Raw genomic sequence first — 16921 nt, 5'->3', positions numbered from 1 at the left:
TCCGTGGACCAGACCATCCTCATGGCCGTGGCGGCCGTGCTGCTCATCATGGTCGCCGGGGTCTTCGCCGCCCTCGACGCCGCCCTCAGTACGGTCTCCGTGGCCCGGGTCGAGGAGATGGCCAAGGAGTCCCGCTACGGGGCGTCCAGGCTGTCCCGGATGCTGCGGAACAGGGCGCGGTACATCAACGTCGCGGTGCTACTGCACCTGTTGAGCCTGATCGCGGGCGTGGTGCTCCTGACGGTCGTGTTCGCCGAGATCATCGAATCGACGGTCTGGGCGCTGGTCGGGGTGATCGCGGTGACGACCATCGCCGCCTATGTGGTGGCCGGCGTCGGCCCCCGCACCCTGGGCCGGCAACACGCGTACTCGTTGGCGCTGGGCGCCTCGACGCCGCTGACGGTGCTCGGGATAGTCCTGGGCCCGGTCGCCAGCCTCCTGGTGGGGGTCGGCAACGCCGTCACCCCGGGCCGGGGCTTCCGCAACGGCCCGTTCGCCTCCGAGATCGAACTCCTCGAGATCGTAGATATGGCGCGCGAGCGCGGGGTGGTGGCCGACGACGAGTCGCGCATGATCCAGTCCGTGTTCGAACTCGGGGACACCACCGCCCGTGAGGTCATGACCCCCCGGACCGAGATGGTGTGGATCGAGTCGGAGAAGACCGTCGGGCAGGCCGCCCGGTTGGCGGTCAAGTCCGGGTACTCGCGCATCCCGGTGGTGGACGGTGACGACTCCGACGACGTGGTCGGCGTGATCTACCTCCGCGACATCGTGGCCCGTCTCGACGACCCGGACGGCCGCGCGGCACCGGTCGCCGACGTCATGCGGCCCGCGGTGTTCGTGCCCGACGCCAAGAGGATCGACGACCTGTTGGCGGAGATGCAGCGGGATCACAACCACCTGGCGATCCTGGTCGACGAGTACGGCGGGACCGCCGGACTGGTCTCGATCGAGGACATCCTCGAGGAGATCGTCGGCGAGATCGTGGACGAGTACGACACCACCGAGGTGCCCCCCGTCGAGGAGCTGGAGGACGGCCGGTACCGGCTGTCGGCCAGGCTCGGCCTGGACGAGGTGGCCGAGTTGTTCGACGTGGAGTTCCCGGACGAGGTGACCGAGGAGGTCGAGACCATCGGAGGTCTGCTGGCGCTGGAGCTCGGTCGCGTCCCGCTCCCGGGCGCGCACGTGGTCTCGGCCGGTCTCGACCTGCGCGCCGAGGGCGGGCACGACCGCCGCGGCCGGGTCAAGGTGATCACCGTGGTGGCCGAACGGACCGACCCCGCCGACGACGGCACATCCGAGCACGACGACGAGGAGAACCGATGACCACCCCCGAGGGTTTCCGGAGCGGTTTCGTCAGCTTCGTGGGCCGGCCGAACACCGGCAAGTCCACTCTGACCAACGCGCTGGTGGGCGAGAAGATCGCCATCACCTCCTCGAGACCCCAGACCACCCGGCACGCGATCCGCGGGCTGGTCCACCGACCGGACGCCCAGATCATCCTGGTCGACACCCCGGGACTGCACAGGCCGCGTACCCTGTTGGGCGAGCGGCTGAACGCACTGGTGGAGGACACGTATTCGGACGTCGACCTGATCGGGTTGTGCATCCCGGTGGGGGAGCGGATCGGGCCCGGTGACCGCTGGATCCTCGAGCAGGTCCGCACCCTGTGTCCGACCACGCCGATCCTGGGTCTGGTCACCAAGATCGACACCGTCTCCAAGCAGAAGGTCATGGAACAGTTGGTCGCGGTCTCCAAACTCCTTGGGCCGGACTCGGAGGTCGTCCCGGTCTCCGCGACGTCGGGCGAGCAGGTGGAAGTGGTGGCCGACGTCATCGCCTCCCTGCTGCCCGAGGGGCCGCGGTTCTATCCCGATGACGTGATCACCGAGGAGTCCGACGAGTCCCGCATGTCCGAACTGATCCGTGAGGCCGCGCTCGAGGGCGTGCGGGACGAACTGCCCCATTCGATCGCCGTGTCGATCGAGGAGGTGTTGCCACACGAGGGCCGCGACGACATGGTGGACGTCCACGCCACCGTCTATGTGGAGAGGCAGAGCCAGAAGGCGATCGTGTTGGGCAAGGGCGGCTCACGCATGCGGGATGTGGGCACCCAGGCGCGGGCGGGGATCGAACAACTCCTGGGCACCAAGGTCTACCTGGACCTCCACGTCAAGGTGCTCAAGGAATGGCAGCGGGACCCCAAGATGCTCGGGCGGCTGGGCTTCTAGACCGCGGGTGTTCGAGTTCTTCTAGCGAACGGCCGAACGAACGATCCCCACGATCGTCTCCCGCGCGGCCCGTCCCTCGGGAGTGGGCTGCAGCGGGTGTACGTGCAGTAGCCCCTTCTCCTCGATGTACCTGACGTCCACGCCGGCGTCGCGGGCCCGCTCCACCCCGAGTCGCGCGTCGGGCAGGACGATGTCGCGGGTGGCAGCGAAAATCGTGAGGGGCCCCAGGCCGGCGAAGTCCCCGCACAGCGGGCTCACCCTCGGGTCGTCCACCGGCAGGTAGTCACGCCAGGCGTCGATGAACACCCTCAAGCCCTTCCGGGCGAGCCACGGGTCACTGGGTTGGACCCGGTCGATATCCGGGTTGTCCATCGCCAGGTCGAGCGCGGGGGAGATCAGGATCGTCGCCGGAAGACGGGGCACACCCCGGTCCCTCAGCTGCATCGCCGCGGACAGCGCGATCTGGCCCCCAGCGCTGTCACCGGCGAGACACACCGGGCCGTGCTCGGCGATCTCGTCCCGCACCAGGTCGGCCACTCCGGCCACCACGCTCGCCGCCGTTCCCCGGTTCGTCGCCGACACCGGGCCCGCCAGCGGGTAGACCGGCACCAGGACGCGGGTGCGGGCCTCGGCGGCCACCTGGGCGCACAGACGCCAGTGGGGCGCGCTGATCTCCCTGGCCCACCCTCCACCGTGGACGTAGACGACAGTGCCGCGGGCCGGTGCTCCGGCGGGCTCCACCACGTAGACCGGCCAGCCGTGCCGATCGGCTCGGGACAGCCGGACGTCGTCGCGCAACCGCGGCGGGGCGTATGACGCCGGACGCACCGCGGCCTCGTCGAGGAACGCACGCGCGCGGTCCGGGTCGGCGAACACGCGCTGGCGCCGGGTGGCCCGGATCACGAGGGGAATCAGGCGGGACGCGATACTGGGCACAGTGAGACTATAACCGCCCTCGGGGCGCCGGAATCCTACCCGGCTGAGGGGAGTTTCCGGCTCGGGCGCGCGCCCGGCGCGATACCCGCCGCGGCGGCCGGGAGTGCGACAATGACCGTCTGCGCCCACACCGAGAGGAGGCTCGCATGCACCCGTTCACCGACACCGGCCTCGTCGTGCGCACCTACGACCTCGGTGAGGCGGACCGGATCGTCACCCTGCTCACCGAACACCACGGACTGGTCAGGGCCGTCGCCCGGGCGGTGCGTCGTACCCGGTCACGGATGGGCGCGAGCCTCGAGCCGTTCGCCGTGGTCGAGGTGCAGATCGCCCCGGGCCGTGGGCGGAGCGGGCTGGGCACCGTGAGGCAGGCCTCGAGCCGGGAGTCACTGGCTCGCCCCCTCGTGGCGGACTACCCGGCCTACACCTCCGGGTGCGTGGTCCTGGAGACCGCGGAACGGCTCGCGGGCGAGGAGGGAGCCCCCACACCGAGGCTGCTGGGCCTCGCCGTCGGTGCCCTCCGGTCCCTGGCCGAACACCGCCGCGCGCCGGGACTGGTCGCCGACGCCTTCCTCCTGCGCGCCATGGCCGCCTCGGGCTGGGAACCGGTCCTGGACTGCTGTGTGAGCTGCGGCGTGGTCGGACCGCACCGGGCGTTCCACGTGGCCTCCGGCGGAACCGTGTGCGTGCACTGCAGGCCGCAGGGATGCGCGATGCTCAGCCCCGGCGTCGCGGAGCACCTGGTCGCGTTGCTGGCCGGGGAGTGGGACGCCGTGGTCGGCTCGTCGCCGGCCGTGATCCGCCAGTCCTCCGGGATCGCGGCCGCTCACCTGCAGTGGCATCTCGAGCGCGACCTGCGCAGCCTGCCCCTGGTCGACCGCGGAACGGTCGATCCCCTACCCGCCCGAGTCGAGTGAGGAGTCCCGTGCCTGGACTGCCGAGATTTCGTAGACGCGCCACCACGAGGGACCGCGTCGAACCGGTGACCGTGCGGCCACCCACCCCGCACCCCTCCGGAGAGCGTCCGCCCGCGATCCCGTCCGAGTTCGTTCCGCGCCACGTCGCGCTGGTCATGGACGGCAACGGACGCTGGGCCCAGGAGCGCGGGCTGCCCCGCACCGAGGGGCACAAGCGCGGTGAGGCCGTGCTGATGGACGTGGTCCAGGGGTGCATCGAGATCGGCGTCCCGTACCTGTCCGCGTACGCCTTCTCCACCGAGAACTGGAAGCGCAGCCCCGAGGAGGTGCGCTTCCTCATGGGGTTCAACCGGGACGTGCTGCGCCGCCGCCGCGACGAGATGAACGAGCTGGGCGTGCGCGTCCGGTGGGCGGGCAGGCGCCCCAAGCTGTGGGGCTCGGTGATCTCCGAGCTTGAGGAGGCCGAGCAACTCACCCGGGACAACACGGTCATGACGTTGGCGATGTGCGTCAACTACGGTGGCCGCGCCGAGATCGTGGACGCCGCGAGGGACTTCGCGCGCCGGGTCGCCGCGGGGGAGGTCTCCGCCGACGACCTGACCGAGGACGTCTTCGCCAGCTACCTCGACGAGCCGGACATGCCGGATGTGGACCTGTTCCTGCGGCCGTCCGGTGAACTGCGCACGTCCAACTTCCTGCTGTGGCAGAGCGCCTACGCCGAGTTCGTCTTCCAGCACACCCTGTTCCCCGACTTCGACCGGCGGGACCTGTGGGCGGCGTGCCTGGAATACGCGGAGCGCGATCGCCGCTTCGGCGGGGTCACCGGGATCTGAGCCGCGGCCGGCGGTCGCTCCGGCCCCTCGGTGACCCCCGCCCCGGCACCGCACCGTCCGGCCGCCGCCCCGGGCCCCGCACCGCCCGGCCGCCGCGCCGGGCCCCGCCGCCCGGCCGCCGCCCGGCACCGCACCGGCGCGTCGAGTGGTCGCATATGCGGGATCTGCTGGCGAATTACCAGGGGAAACGTGATCGAGAGTGACCTCTCGGCGCGGACGGACGAGTGGGTGGGACGCGCGAGTGGTCGCCGACCGAGCGAACAGCGCCGCGGCCCGGCCGGGTAGAGTGCCGCCCCGCCGCGGCGCGATGTCCGGCGCCAGCGTGATCACCACGGCCCAGCGCCAGCGTGATCACCACGGCCCAACCGCCGACAGCGCACGCTGTGGTCAGTTCGACGGACCCCCGGGCCCGTCCGCTCCCGCGGCCGCGCACGCCGCGCACAGTCCGAACAACTCGACGGTGTGGGTCACTTCGGTGAAACCGTGGGCCCCGCCGGCGCGGTGCGCCCACGCCTCTACTCCCGGTTCCTCGACCTCCACCGTGAATCCGCACACCCGGCACACCAGATGGTGATGGTGTGAGTCGGAGCACTTGCGGAAGATCAGCTCCCCCGAGTCGGTGCGAAGCACGTCGACCGCACCGGCGTCGGACATCGACTGCAGAGTCCGGTAGACGGTGGTCAGGCCGATGGTGTCGCCACGCTCGCGGAGTTCGGCGTGGAGGTCCTGGGCCGAACGGAATCCCTTGGACTCGTCGAGCAACGCGGAGATGGCGCTGCGCTGACGGGTCGAACGGACACCGATCGACTTGTCCGGCGTGGCCATGTCCTACTCCTCCCCGGCGTGCCCGACGGCCGCCTCGACGATGTGCAGCAGGTGGTCGTCGAGCAGTTCGTAGCGGATCTCGCGACCCCGCCGGTGTGCCGAGACGACGCTGGTCGACTTGAGTACCCGCAGATGCTGGCTCACCAGGGGTTGCGCGACCCCGAGCGCGTCGACCAGTTCGTGGACGCAGCGCGGCCCCTCGCGGAGCTGGAGCACGATCGCGATACGCAGCGGGGCGGACAGCGCGCGCAGCAACTCGCCCGCCGCCGAGAGCACGTGCTGCGGTGGTAGTGGTACGGCGGCCGCGTCCGGGTCGGGGTCGTGGACGTCCGCCGCCGACCCGGTGTCGGCCGGGAACTCGGTTCCGGGTTCCATGGTGCAACCTTCCGGGCGCAGTGGTGACCGGCGCCGTGTCGGGTAGGGGACCCCAGTATCCCAGACCGTCGGGGCCGACCGGATACCCTGGTGAGAAGTGCCGCGGGCGCCGGCCCGCGCCGAGGTCGTCCACCCCGACACCTCCGCCAACCGACTCACCAAAGGGAGAACCCCCGACGTGGCATCCTCAGCGTCCGTCATCGACTCCGTCGTCAACCTCTGCAAGCGCCGGGGACTGGTGTACCAGTGTGGCGAGATCTACGGCGGAACGCGCTCGGCGTGGGACTACGGTCCGCTGGGTGTGGAGCTCAAGGACAACATCAAAAAGCAGTGGTGGCGCACCTTCGTCACCGGCCGCGAGGACGTCGTGGGCCTAGACTCGTCCATCATCCTGCCCCGCAAGGTGTGGGAGGCCTCCGGCCACGTCGAGACCTTCACCGACCCGCTGGTGGAATGCCAGTCCTGTCACACGCGCCTGCGCCAGGACCACCTGCAGGAGACCTACGCGGCCAAGAAGAAGCTGGACTCCCCGGCCGACGTTCCCATGGCCGACATCGCGTGCCCGAACTGTGGCACCAGGGGTCGGTGGACCGAACCGCAGCTGTTCTCGGGTCTGATGAAGACCTTCCTCGGCCCCGTGGACAACGAGACGGGCCTGCACTACCTGCGCCCCGAGACCGCACAGGGCATCTTCGTCAACTACAAGAACGTCATGACCACGGCCCGGCGCAAGCCGCCGTTCGGCATCGGCCAGATCGGCAAGGCGTTCCGCAACGAGATCACCCCCGGCAACTTCATCTTCCGCACCCGCGAGTTCGAGCAGATGGAGATCGAATTCTTCACCAAGCCGGACGAGGCCGACGAGTGGTTCAAGCGCTGGGTCGAGGACTGCTGGGACTGGTTCGTGGACCTGGGCATCGACCCCGAGAACATGCGGCGCTTCGACGTCCCGGACGACGAGCGTGCCCACTACTCGGCCGGCACGATCGACTTCGAGTACAACTTCGGCTTCTCGGGAAGCGGCTGGGGAGAGCTGATGGGCATCGCCAACCGCACGGACTACGACCTCACCCAGCACCAGACCCATTCCGGTGAGGACCTGCAGTACCGCGACCAGGCGTCCGGCGAGAAGTACGTGCCGTACGTCATCGAGCCGAGCTTCGGGCTGACCCGCTCCCTGATGGCGTTCCTCATCGACGCCTACACCGAGGACGAGGCCCCCAACGCCAAGGGCGCTGTCGACACCCGCACCGTCCTCAAGCTCGACCGGCGCCTGTCGCCGTTCAAGGCCGCGGTGCTCCCGCTCTCCCGCAACGCAGACCTGTCGCCCAAGGCCCGCGACCTGGCCGCGCAGCTGCGCAAGAGCTGGAACGTGGACTTCGACGACGCGCAGGCGATCGGGCGGCGCTACCGCCGCCACGACGAGATCGGCACCCCGTTCTGCATCACCGTGGACTTCGACACGCTCGAGGACCAGGCCGTGACCATCCGCGAGCGGGACACGATGTCGCAGGAGCGGGTGGCGATCGATCAGGTCGAGGGATACCTCGCACAGCGGCTCCTCGGCTGCTGACCGCGGACGCTGGCACACTGGACGGGTGAACAGATCCCGGTCCCCGATGCGGGCGGTGTCCAGGGCCATCGGATGGCTCCTGGTCACCGCACTGCTGTTGTGCCTGGTCGTCCCCGGTTTCATCGCGTTCCGTGTGTGGCACGTGGCCCGGGTGGACGACCGCACCGCGGCGGACGCCATCGTCGTCCTGGGCGCGGCCCAGTACGACGGCGTCCCCACCCCGGTGTTCCAGTCTCGACTCGAGCACGCCGCCACCCTGTTCGAGCAGGGTGTCGCGCCACAGATCATCACGGTCGGTGGGAACCAGCCGGGAGACCGGTTCACCGAAGCCGGTGCGGGTCGTGCCTACCTGACCGAGCTCGGGGTGCCGGCCACGGCGATCCTGGCGGTCGAGACCGGCTCCAACACCGTCGGCAGCCTGGACGCGGTGGCGCTGACGGTCCGGGACCAGGGTGGTGAGTCGGTGGTGCTGGTGAGCGACCCCACGCATTCGTACCGGTCCCAGATGATGGCCAGGGACGCCGGGCTGGAGGCGTGGACCTCGCCGACCAGGGAGGGACCGGCGGTGTGGACCCGGGAGAACCAGATCATGAGCATCATCCGGGAGACCGGCGCGGTGCTCTGGTACCAATACCACCGGATCGCCGGCACCGACGTGGATTTCCCGGGCTGATCCACCGACACCGGAAAACCGGCCCGACCGGGACCGACGACGACGGGGCGGTCTCGCCCGGAGGAGACGTGGATGACGGGGTACGTGTACACCGCGGCGGACGGTGAGCGGCGGGTGGCCGAGCGGCCCGGGCGCACGCAGGGGGCGGCGAGTGAGCGCAGCCCCTTCGAGCGCGACCGCGCCCGTGTCCTGCACTCCGCGGCCCTGCGACGGCTCGCAGACAAGACCCAGGTGGTCGGGCCCGGTGACGGCGACACCCCGCGGACCCGCCTCACACACTCCCTGGAGGTCGCCCAGATCTCCCGCAGCATCGCCGCCGGGCTGGGCTGCGATCCCGATCTCGCCGACCTTGCGGGACTCAGCCACGACATCGGACACCCGCCGTACGGACACAACGGCGAACGAGCTCTCGACGAGGTCGCCCGCGGCTTCGGGGGGTACGAGGGCAACGCCCAGACGGTGCGGATCCTGTCGCGACTGGAACCGAAGGTCGTCGATGCCGACGGCCGCGGGGTCGGGCTCAACCTCACCCGGGCGGCACTCGACGCCGCGACCAAGTACCCGTGGCTGCCCCGCGAGGGCACCGGCAAGTTCGGCGCGTACCCCGACGACGCGGACACCCTCGCCTGGATCCGTGAGGGCGCTCCCGGGGACACCCGATGCCTGGAGGCCCAGATCATGGACTTCTCCGACGACGTGGCCTATTCGGTCCACGACGTCGAGGACGCGATCGTGGCCGCCCGGTTGGACCTGCGGTCGCTGACTGACTCGTCGGAGGTGTCGGCCCTGGCCGAACTGGGCGCCCGGGAGTTCCGTGGTCCCGACGCGGACCAGCTCCGCGAGGCGGCCGGGCGGCTCGGCGCGCTCGACGCGGTCCGCGCCGTGCAGCCCTTCGAGGAGACATTCGCCGGAGCGGTCGCACTCAAAGCGCTGACCAGCGAGTTGGTCGGGCGGTTCGTCATGCCCGCCATCCACACCACCCGGGAGGTGCACGGTGCGATCCCGCACGGCCGGTACAGCGCGGACCTCGAGGTGCCGATCGAGGTCGAGGCGGAGGTGGTTCTGCTCAAGACCATGGCCGTGCGGTACGTGATGAGCGATCCCGGACACCGGGTACGGCAGGACCGGCAGCGCGACCGCATCCACCGGGTGGCCGAGTACCTGGCGCACTCGGCGCCCGCCGGGCTGGACGCAGTGCTCCGTCCGCTGTGGGACGAGGCCCCGGACGACGCGGCCCGGATGCGCGTGATCGTGGATCAGGTCGCGCTGTACACGGAGAGCCGCCTCGAGCGGATCGACCGGGCGAGCGCGGGCATCCAGGCGGCCTGGGGCTGAGGAACTCTCCGCGGCTCGCGGCCGCCACTGCCGGTCACCGGCACTACAGTGCCCGCCGTCGACGAGCAGCTGCGCCCGATCGTGTGCATACCCGGTCAGGCGTTCAACGATCCACGCGCGCGCCGATCTCGCAGAGCTTGTCGCCCGACCCGAGCGCGTCCAGTTGAGTCTTGAGGTCGGCGACACGCTGCTCAGCCTGGGAGATGAGCATGTCGGCGACACGTTTCCAGTCTTCGGGCTCCGGCTCCGCCGGAAACGCGCTGAACAACTCCGCGATCTCCCGGACGGTCAGACCGACGCGCTGGGCAAGTCTGGCGACCTGGATGCGGCAGGGGGCGGACTCGTCGAAGCGGCGTTGGTTGCTCGTGGTGCGGACCGCGTTGATCACGCCGTGCTTGTCGTAGAACCGCACCGCTGACGGCGCGACTCCAGCTTTCGCCGCGACATCGCCAACGGTGCTCAACCGCGCGGCAGACTCTCCGGAACCGGCACCTGGTCGCGGTGCAGTGACCGTCATGATTCCCACCTCCGGGTACGACCGGGCCTTGACTTCAACATATGTTCAACCCTCAGTGTGGTCGACATGACCACGCAGACACCACAGAACAGTGAACACTTCGTCAACCCCACCCGCAGCCCGACGCGGGTCGCAGTGGTCTGCGCCAGTGTCCGCGACGGACGGGTGTGTCCGAGCATCGCCGACTGGGTCGTCACCACCCTCGAGCACACCAGCGGTGTCGAGATCGACGTGATCGACCTGGCCCAGATCACCTTGCCCGACGACAGTCAGCTCTATCCCGGAGGCGGGCCTGAGAGCGAGGTGGCAGCTCGCATTGACGCCGCAGGGGCTTTCGTGTTCGTCACCCCCGAGTACAACCACTCCTACCCCGCGTCGTTGAAGCGGTTGATCGACTGGCACTACAGCGAATGGAAGCTCAAGCCCGCATCCATCGTGGCCTACGGAGTCCAGGGCGGGTACTCCGCCATCGAGCACCTGCGGGGCGTACTGGCCGAGCTGAACATGGTCACCACCCGGAGATGCCTGGGACTGCCGGCCCCGTGGCTATCCCTGGACGACGCCGACCGCTATGTGCCTGGCGAGTCGGTGACCGAGCGGCTGAAGCTCAGCCTGGCAGAGCTGGACTGGTGGGCTGGTGTACTCACCGATGCCCGCGCCGACCGGTCGTTTCCGAACTGATCGCGGCCGCCCGGCCGCGATCCGATCATCACGAGAAAGAGAGATCTCCATGAACAGTCCCCAGGACCGAAGCCCACACATCCTTATCAACACGTTCACGCCTGTCGACGGTGGCATCGATGCGCTTGCCGCCTTTCAGATCGATGAGATGCAGGACATGAGAGCAGAGGCCGCCTCCCACGGTTGGCGAGGCAACGAGGTCTATCGAACCCGGGACGGAGCCAGCCTGATCGTGGTCACACGTTTTCGATCCGTGGAGGCCAAGACGTCATGGGCGACGACCGATCGATTCCGGCGACACGTCGAGAGGCTCGAACCACTGATCCACGATGCTGTCTCCGTCCCGGTGACACTCCTCGCCACCCATAGCGGTAGCGACGACACCTACTGAGCCGGACGGGGCCGTCCGCGAACGCATGGGCCGGAGGAGCCGCCTGGTGGTGGCAGGCCGCGCGGCGTCGCCCGGGTCAGCCCACGGCCCGGGTCAGGTCGGCGACCAGGCCCTCCATGCCGAGCCCGGAGATCGACCCGCCGGGGGAGAAGCCGGTGCGCACCACCACGAGGTCGGCGGAGGGGACCACCACGACGTACTGCCCGTCGTGGCCCGAGGCCCAGTAGGCGTCCGCGGGCATGCCCGGCAGGCGCAGCGATGAGCCGTCGCCGGCGTCGTTGAGCCACCACTGTGCGCCGTAGGGCTCCGGTTCCCCGCCGGCCGGGACGACGGTGGTCACGTAGTCCATCCATCCCTCGGGCAGTAGTCGGCGGCCGTCCACTTCGCCGTCATCCAGCGTGAACTGTCCGAACCGCGCCCAGTCCCGCGGGGTGGCCCACAGGTACGAGCTGCACACCGACCCGCCGGAGGCGTCTGCCTCGAGCACCGCGCTGCGCATCCCGATCGGGTCGAACAGCAGCTCGTCGGCCATCTCGGGTCCGAGTCCGGTCCGCTCGTGCAGCAGGTCGCACACGATGTTGGTCGTGCCCGACGAGTACTGCCGGTGGATACCGGGTTCGTGGGCGAGCGGTTGCCCGTCGGCGAACGCGGCCATGTCCGGTTCGCGGAACAGCATCTGCGTGATGGGGGTGCCCAGGTCGTACTCCTCGTCCCACTCCAGGCCGGAGGTCATACGCATGAGGTCGTCCAGTGAGATCTCGGAGCGCTCGTCGGTCCACTCCGGGCGGAGGTCCGTGCTCGCCGGGTCGAGGTCGGCGTCCGGGAACTCGACCTGCGCGCGGCCGAGCAGGGTGGCCGCCACGCTCTTGGCCATGGACCACCCGAGTTGCCGGGTGTCGGGGCCGAAGCCGTCCGCGTACCACTCGTCCAGGATCTCGCCGCGGTGGACCGCCACGAGTCCGCGCGTGCCGTCATATCCGGCGGCCTGGTCGAGTGCCGCGCCCACCTCGGCCGGGACATCGGTGGCCCGCGGCAGGCGGACGCCCTCGGGGCCGTCGTCCGGGGGCCGGACAAGGGAGGTGTACTCGGAGCCCTCCGCGCGGCCGTCTCCCACCGCGCAGCCGTACTCGGAGGCCCAGGCCTGCTGGGCAAAGGCGACCCCCAGGACGGAGGACCGCGCCCATCCCTCGGAGTCGTCGATCTCGGTCCGCAGCAGCGGCACCAGCGGGTTGGGCGGTAGGTCTGACTCCGGGTCGTCGCGGTCGGTGAGGAAGTGGATCGCGCAGGCGTTGTGCGCGGCGTACCCGGTCCCGGTGAGGAGCATCGGCCGGTACCACGCACCCGCCGCGACCACGGCCGCGACGAGAAGGGCCACGACGATCACCAGTGCCAAGACGAGCTTGCGCCGACGGGTCATGGTGTCAGAACCGCCCGCCGGCCCCGCCGCCACCGAAACCGCCTCCACCACCACCGAAACCGCCGCCGAACCCACCACCGCCGCCGCCTCCACCAAAGCCGCCCCCGAAACCGCGGGAGCCGCCGAAGCCGGACCCGCCGCCGCGGAGCATCCCCTGGATCAGCGCGCCGGCGACCATGCCGCCGACCATCGCACCGGTCCCTGACCCTCCACGGCCACCGCGGCCACGACCGCCGTAGCCGCCGCGGCCTCCGTACCCGCCGGTGAACTGCGTTCGCGAGGCGTCGTCCTGGGCGTACCGGAGTGCTTCCCGGGCGAGTGTCAGGGCGCGGTCGGCGGCGGGGAACGCGGCCGGGCCGGCGGTGGCCTCGGCGGTCCCCAGCGATTCCTTTGCCGCGGCGAGGCGCGTCCGTGCGGCCTGTCCGATCACGTAGGAGCGGCTGCCGATGAAGTCGTCGGCCTCCCGCACCGCGCCGCGGGCCCGGGTGAGGGCGGCCTGACGCGCCGCACGGGCCCGGTGGGCCGTCTCGGCCTCGTGACCCGCAGCGGCCAGCGCCTCGTCGAGATCACGGTCCACGTCCACCAGATCGGAGAACGTCCCCAGCGGGTCGGTCTCCCCGCTGCGGCGGGCCCGGTCGAGGGCGTCGCGCGCAGCGGCGGCGGCGTCGGTCAGGTCCCGACTACTCGCGCCGAGATCCGGGGACCTCAGCAATCGGGCGGCCATCTCCAGCTCCTCGTCGACCTCGGTGACCAGGGCATCGAGGTCGCGACGGGCGGTGGCGATGTCGTCGGCGGCGTGTTCCACACCGTCGACCAACTTCTCCGCGCGCGAGAGTTCCTCCTCGGCGGAGGTGATGGCATCCACGGCCTCGGCCTGTTCGCCCACCGGCCGGGCGAGGGCGGTGCGGGCCCGGGCGGTCTCGGACTCGGCGGCGTCGAGGAGTTGACCGGCGATCGGCAGGTTGTCCTCGATCGAGGTGAGTACGGAGGCGGGGAAGCGAGCGCGGAGGTCGGCCATCGACTCCTCGGCGGCCGGGATCCGGGCGCGCAGGGTGATCGCGCGGCGGGTCAGGGTGTCGACGGAGGCGGCGCCGTTGATCAGCAGGTCCCGCATCTCGGCGAACGCCGTGGACTGGCCCTCGAGTTCGCGCTCGGCGCGCTCGGCCCGGGCGGCCACCTCGAGCAACATCGCCCGGCGCTGGTCAGTGGTCTCCGGGATGTCGTCGTCGAGCCGTTGGATCAGTGAATGCGCGGCGGCGACCTCGCCCCGCGCGGAGTCGAGTGCGGAGCGGAACGGCCGGGTCCGCAACTCGCCGAACTCCCCGGCGGCGGTCTCGAGCGCGGTCGTGGAGGTGTCCACGGCCTGGTCGGCCTCCACCAACCCGGCCCGAGCCCGGGCATCGAGTACCTCCACCGGCAGTGCCGACAACCGGGCCGTGTCATCGCCCGGGATGTCGCGGGCGGACTCGGCCTGCCGGGCCGTACGGGTGGACCGGCGCCTGCGGGTGATCACCTGGACCGCGGCCACCACGGCCACGATCACCACGATGATCACCAGCAGTGCCCCGCCGGACAGACCGGAGCCCGAACCCTGTCGTCCGAGCCCGTCGGCGGCGCCGATCGCCGCTCCGGCCCAGTCGCCCTCCGCCAACCGCGGTTCGATGTCCCGGTCGGCGATACGTTGATCGGATCGCTGGTCGCCGGTCTCGAACCAGTAGCCGCGGTCCTGGACCGCCACGGCGAGAAGAGCATCGGAGGCCCCCAGGTCGGACAGGCGCGCGGTCTCCTGCGCCCATTGCTGGACCGGGATGCCGTCGAAGCTGTCGACGTAGGTCACCCACAGCTGGATGTCGTCGGTCGACCGCAGCTGCGCCACCCGCTCCTCGACGTCGGCGCGGTCCGGGCCCAGGACCCCCGCGCTGTCCGTGATCTGCTGCTGCAGCCGGGTCGGCGGCTCGGCGGACGCAGACGGTGCCGCCCAGCCGGTGATGCTGACGAGGAACGTCAGGAGGAGCGCGACGGCCGTAGCCGTGCGGGACCACGGGCTCCGGACGACGTCGGTGCGGTGTGAGGCTGCGATCATGTGGCCAGCGTATCGGCCCGCTACGGGGGGCACGCCGGTCCGGCGCGGGGACGGTTACTCTGGACCGCATGGCAGGGCGGATTCCGGAGCAGGACATCGCCGCGATCCGCGAACGCACTCGCATCGAAGAGGTCGTCGGCGAGTACGTCGCGCTCAAACCAGGTGGCGCGGACTCCATGAAGGGGCTGTCGCCGTTCAAGGACGAGAAGACGCCGTCCTTCCACGTGCGTCCCCAACACGGTTACTTCCACTGCTTCTCCACCGGCGAGGGCGGCGACGTGTTCGCCTTCCTGATGAAGATGGAGCACATCAGCTTCGTCGAGGCGGTGGAGCAGCTCGCGGACAGGATCGGTTACCGCATCTCCTACGAGGGCGGCGGGCAGGTGATCCAGCGCGACCGTGGCACGCGCTCGCGGCTGGTCCAGGCCAACGCGGCCGCGCAGAAGTTCTACGCGGAGCGACTGCACCAGGACCAGGAGGCCGAGGTCGCGCGGGCGTTCCTGACCGATCGCGGCTTCGATCTCTCCCAGGCCGAGCACTTCGGGTGCGGCTACGCGCCCGCGGGCTGGGACACCATGAGCAAGCATCTGATGCGGCAGGGGTTCGAGGCCAAGGAGCTGGAGTCGGCGGGTCTGTCCAAGACCAGTTCCCGGGGGACGTTGATCGACAGGTTCCACCGCCGTCTGCTGTGGCCCATCCGCAACCTCGCGGGCGAGGTGATCGGCTTCGGCGCGCGCAAGCTCTTCGAGGACGACACCCTGGGCAAGTACATGAACACGCCCGAGACGATGCTCTACAAGAAGTCGCAGGTGCTGTTCGGTCTGGACCTGGCCAAGCGCGACATCGCCTCGCAGCGCCGTGCGGTCGTGGTCGAGGGCTATACGGATGTCATGGCCATGCACGCGGCGGGTGCGACCACCGCCGTGGCAGCGTGTGGCACCGCGTTCGGGGAGGACCACCTGTCGACGCTCCGACGGTTGATGTTGGACGACAACTACTTCCGTGGCGAGATCATCTACACCTTCGACGGTGACGAGGCCGGCAAGAAGGCCGCGCTCCGGGCGTTCTCGGGGGACCAGCAGTTCTCGGGTCGCACCTTCGTGGCGGTGGCCCCGGCCGGTCAGGATCCGTGCGACATCCGGCAGAACAAGGGTGACGCGGCCGTGAGGGACCTGATCTCCGCCCGGGTCCCGATGTTCGAGTTCGCCATCCGGTCGATGCTCGAGGAGTACGACCTCGATCACGCAGAGGGCCGGGTCGAGGCGTTGCGTCAGACCGTGCCGGTGGTGGCCGACATCCGCGACTCGGCCCTGCGTGACGAGTACGCCCGCCAATTGGCGGGCTGGGTGGGGTGGGACGATCCCGGGACGGTGCTGCGCCGCGTCCGTGAGGAGGCGCGCAAGAGGGGGCGCGCCCGTTCGGCCGGTCCCGGCCCCCGTGGGCGTGGTCCGGGCGGACCCGGGGGTGGACCCCGCCCGCAGCGGGACCGTGCCGAACGGGGCAGGGGGAGGTACGACGACGACGAGACGGGCGCCCGCGGGGCACAGCAGGCCCCCGCCGCACCGACGGGCGTCCCCCTGCCCTCGGCGGCCGACCCGGTGCTCTGGCCGCAACGTGAGGCGATCAAGTCGGCACTGCAGTATCCGGGCCTGGCGGGTCCGCTCTTCGACTCGCTCCCAGGCGAGTGCTACACCCATCCCGCCTACGCCCGTATCGCCGACGCGCTGTCGCGGGCCGGGGGGTGCGCTGCGGGCAAGAGCGGTGCGAACTGGGTCTCCGAGGTGTCCGGGAGCCTCGAGGACGAGGGATTGCAGAAGCTGGTGGGTCTTCTCGCCGTCGAGACCCTCCGGGTGGCCGAGGACGCGCTGCCCCGATATGTCTCGGGTGTGCTCGCTCGCCTGCAGGAGGTGTGGGTGTCCGGCCAGATCGCGGACCTCAAGTCCAAGGTGCAACGGATGAGTCCGGCGGGGGACCCGGAGGGGTACTCTGCCCTGTTCGGCGACCTCGTCGCGCTGGAGGAGTACCGGCGCGGGCTGCTCGACCAGGCCGTGGGCGCCACGCCGGACATAGCCTGACCTGCCGATTTGGTCCGGTGGCCGCCCTCGCACTAAGGTGAGTTCTCGGTGTCCGACGT

The 16921-nt window shown here is 70.4% G+C and carries 16 protein-coding genes; 10 read left to right on the top strand and 6 right to left on the bottom strand.

The genetic code is table 11. The features are described from left to right. Positions 1-3 precede the first annotated feature (3 nt). Together NJE57_RS17070 and era are read left to right on the top strand one after the other, a co-directional pair. Positions 4-1326 (top strand): hemolysin family protein, encoded by a 1323-nt coding sequence (locus NJE57_RS17070; protein ID WP_319029725.1) that lies wholly within the window; start codon positions 4-6, stop codon positions 1324-1326. Continuing rightward, a complete protein-coding gene (gene era / locus NJE57_RS17065; protein ID WP_319029724.1) occupies positions 1323-2231 on the top strand; it encodes a GTPase Era in 909 nt (302 codons plus the stop codon). Before NJE57_RS17070 ends, era begins: the two co-directional genes overlap by 4 nt. Positions 2232-2252: 21 nt before the next feature. On the opposite strand, the gene NJE57_RS17060 is transcribed toward era, so the two are convergent. Continuing rightward, positions 2253-3167, bottom strand: a complete 915-nt coding sequence (locus tag NJE57_RS17060) for an alpha/beta fold hydrolase (protein WP_319029723.1) — start codon at positions 3165-3167, stop codon at positions 2253-2255. Positions 3168-3313: 146 nt separating this feature from the next. On the opposite strand from NJE57_RS17060, the gene recO reads away from it, so the two are divergent. After that, positions 3314-4084 carry a DNA repair protein RecO gene (gene recO / locus NJE57_RS17055; RefSeq protein ID WP_319029722.1) on the top strand — a complete coding sequence of 257 codons (771 nt, stop codon included), beginning with the start codon at positions 3314-3316 and terminating at the stop codon, positions 4082-4084. A gap of 65 nt (positions 4085-4149) precedes the next feature. Next, positions 4150-4917: an isoprenyl transferase gene (locus NJE57_RS17050; RefSeq protein ID WP_319029721.1), complete on the top strand. Its 768-nt coding sequence runs from the start codon at positions 4150-4152 to the stop codon at positions 4915-4917. Positions 4918-5304: 387 nt separating this feature from the next. Here NJE57_RS17050 and NJE57_RS17045 read toward each other — a convergent pair whose 3' ends face one another. Together NJE57_RS17045 and NJE57_RS17040 are read right to left on the bottom strand one after the other, a co-directional pair. Further along, on the bottom strand, positions 5305-5742 hold the full coding sequence (locus NJE57_RS17045) for a Fur family transcriptional regulator (protein WP_319029720.1): 438 nt from the start codon (positions 5740-5742) through the stop codon (positions 5305-5307). Between the two features lie 3 nt (positions 5743-5745). Continuing rightward, positions 5746-6117, bottom strand: coding sequence for a metalloregulator ArsR/SmtB family transcription factor (locus tag NJE57_RS17040; protein ID WP_319029719.1), 372 nt, complete (start codon positions 6115-6117; stop codon positions 5746-5748). Positions 6118-6295: 178 nt separating this feature from the next. On the opposite strand from NJE57_RS17040, the gene NJE57_RS17035 reads away from it, so the two are divergent. The 3 genes from NJE57_RS17035 to NJE57_RS17025 all read left to right on the top strand — a co-directional run bounded on the left by NJE57_RS17035 (position 6296) and on the right by NJE57_RS17025 (position 9698). Continuing rightward, positions 6296-7690, top strand: coding sequence for a glycine--tRNA ligase (locus NJE57_RS17035; protein WP_319029718.1), 1395 nt, complete (start codon positions 6296-6298; stop codon positions 7688-7690). A gap of 55 nt (positions 7691-7745) precedes the next feature. After that, entirely contained in the window at positions 7746-8363 is a 618-nt protein-coding gene (locus NJE57_RS17030) for a YdcF family protein (protein ID WP_413464431.1), read from the top strand. Positions 8364-8435: 72 nt separating this feature from the next. Next, positions 8436-9698: a deoxyguanosinetriphosphate triphosphohydrolase gene (locus NJE57_RS17025; RefSeq protein ID WP_319029717.1), complete on the top strand. Its 1263-nt coding sequence runs from the start codon at positions 8436-8438 to the stop codon at positions 9696-9698. Between the two features lie 103 nt (positions 9699-9801). On the opposite strand, the gene NJE57_RS17020 is transcribed toward NJE57_RS17025, so the two are convergent. Next, positions 9802-10215, bottom strand: coding sequence for a MerR family transcriptional regulator (locus NJE57_RS17020; RefSeq protein WP_319029716.1), 414 nt, complete (start codon positions 10213-10215; stop codon positions 9802-9804). Between the two features lie 66 nt (positions 10216-10281). Between NJE57_RS17020 and NJE57_RS17015 the strand changes: the two genes are divergently transcribed. After that, on the top strand, positions 10282-10896 hold the full coding sequence (locus tag NJE57_RS17015) for an NAD(P)H-dependent oxidoreductase (RefSeq protein ID WP_319029715.1): 615 nt from the start codon (positions 10282-10284) through the stop codon (positions 10894-10896). Between the two features lie 49 nt (positions 10897-10945). Next, positions 10946-11287: a hypothetical protein gene (locus NJE57_RS17010; RefSeq protein ID WP_319029714.1), complete on the top strand. Its 342-nt coding sequence runs from the start codon at positions 10946-10948 to the stop codon at positions 11285-11287. Positions 11288-11363: 76 nt separating this feature from the next. On the opposite strand, the gene NJE57_RS17005 is transcribed toward NJE57_RS17010, so the two are convergent. Together NJE57_RS17005 and NJE57_RS17000 are read right to left on the bottom strand one after the other, a co-directional pair. Then, on the bottom strand, positions 11364-12704 hold the full coding sequence (locus NJE57_RS17005) for a serine hydrolase (protein WP_319029713.1): 1341 nt from the start codon (positions 12702-12704) through the stop codon (positions 11364-11366). 4 nt (positions 12705-12708) lie between these two features. After that, a complete protein-coding gene (locus NJE57_RS17000) occupies positions 12709-14787 on the bottom strand; it encodes a TPM domain-containing protein (RefSeq protein WP_319029712.1) in 2079 nt (692 codons plus the stop codon). A gap of 68 nt (positions 14788-14855) precedes the next feature. Between NJE57_RS17000 and dnaG the strand changes: the two genes are divergently transcribed. Beyond that, positions 14856-16862 carry a DNA primase gene (dnaG, locus tag NJE57_RS16995; RefSeq protein WP_319029711.1) on the top strand — a complete coding sequence of 669 codons (2007 nt, stop codon included), beginning with the start codon at positions 14856-14858 and terminating at the stop codon, positions 16860-16862. Positions 16863-16921 lie beyond the last annotated feature (59 nt).

Source organism: Dietzia sp. PP-33, from assembly GCF_033790845.1.
Classification (GTDB): domain Bacteria; phylum Actinomycetota; class Actinomycetes; order Mycobacteriales; family Mycobacteriaceae; genus Dietzia.
The sequence above is the reverse complement of the archived record's forward strand: the minus strand, read 5'-3'. Positions and strand labels throughout refer to the sequence as shown.

What these genes read in the sequence shown, in the direction of transcription:
- NJE57_RS17020 (WP_319029716.1), bottom strand. Translation starts at nt 10,215, where the DNA reads ATGACGGTCACTGCACCGCGACCAGGTGCCGGTTCCGGAGAGTCTGCC.
- NJE57_RS17010 (WP_319029714.1), top strand. Translation starts at nt 10,946, where the DNA reads ATGAACAGTCCCCAGGACCGAAGCCCACACATCCTTATCAACACGTTC.
- era (WP_319029724.1), top strand. Translation starts at nt 1,323, where the DNA reads ATGACCACCCCCGAGGGTTTCCGGAGCGGTTTCGTCAGCTTCGTGGGC.
- NJE57_RS17045 (WP_319029720.1), bottom strand. Translation starts at nt 5,742, where the DNA reads ATGGCCACGCCGGACAAGTCGATCGGTGTCCGTTCGACCCGTCAGCGC.
- NJE57_RS17015 (WP_319029715.1), top strand. Translation starts at nt 10,282, where the DNA reads ATGACCACGCAGACACCACAGAACAGTGAACACTTCGTCAACCCCACC.
- dnaG (WP_319029711.1), top strand. Translation starts at nt 14,856, where the DNA reads ATGGCAGGGCGGATTCCGGAGCAGGACATCGCCGCGATCCGCGAACGC.
- NJE57_RS17005 (WP_319029713.1), bottom strand. Translation starts at nt 12,704, where the DNA reads ATGACCCGTCGGCGCAAGCTCGTCTTGGCACTGGTGATCGTCGTGGCC.
- NJE57_RS17000 (WP_319029712.1), bottom strand. Translation starts at nt 14,787, where the DNA reads ATGATCGCAGCCTCACACCGCACCGACGTCGTCCGGAGCCCGTGGTCC.
- NJE57_RS17040 (WP_319029719.1), bottom strand. Translation starts at nt 6,117, where the DNA reads ATGGAACCCGGAACCGAGTTCCCGGCCGACACCGGGTCGGCGGCGGAC.
- recO (WP_319029722.1), top strand. Translation starts at nt 3,314, where the DNA reads ATGCACCCGTTCACCGACACCGGCCTCGTCGTGCGCACCTACGACCTC.
- NJE57_RS17025 (WP_319029717.1), top strand. Translation starts at nt 8,436, where the DNA reads ATGACGGGGTACGTGTACACCGCGGCGGACGGTGAGCGGCGGGTGGCC.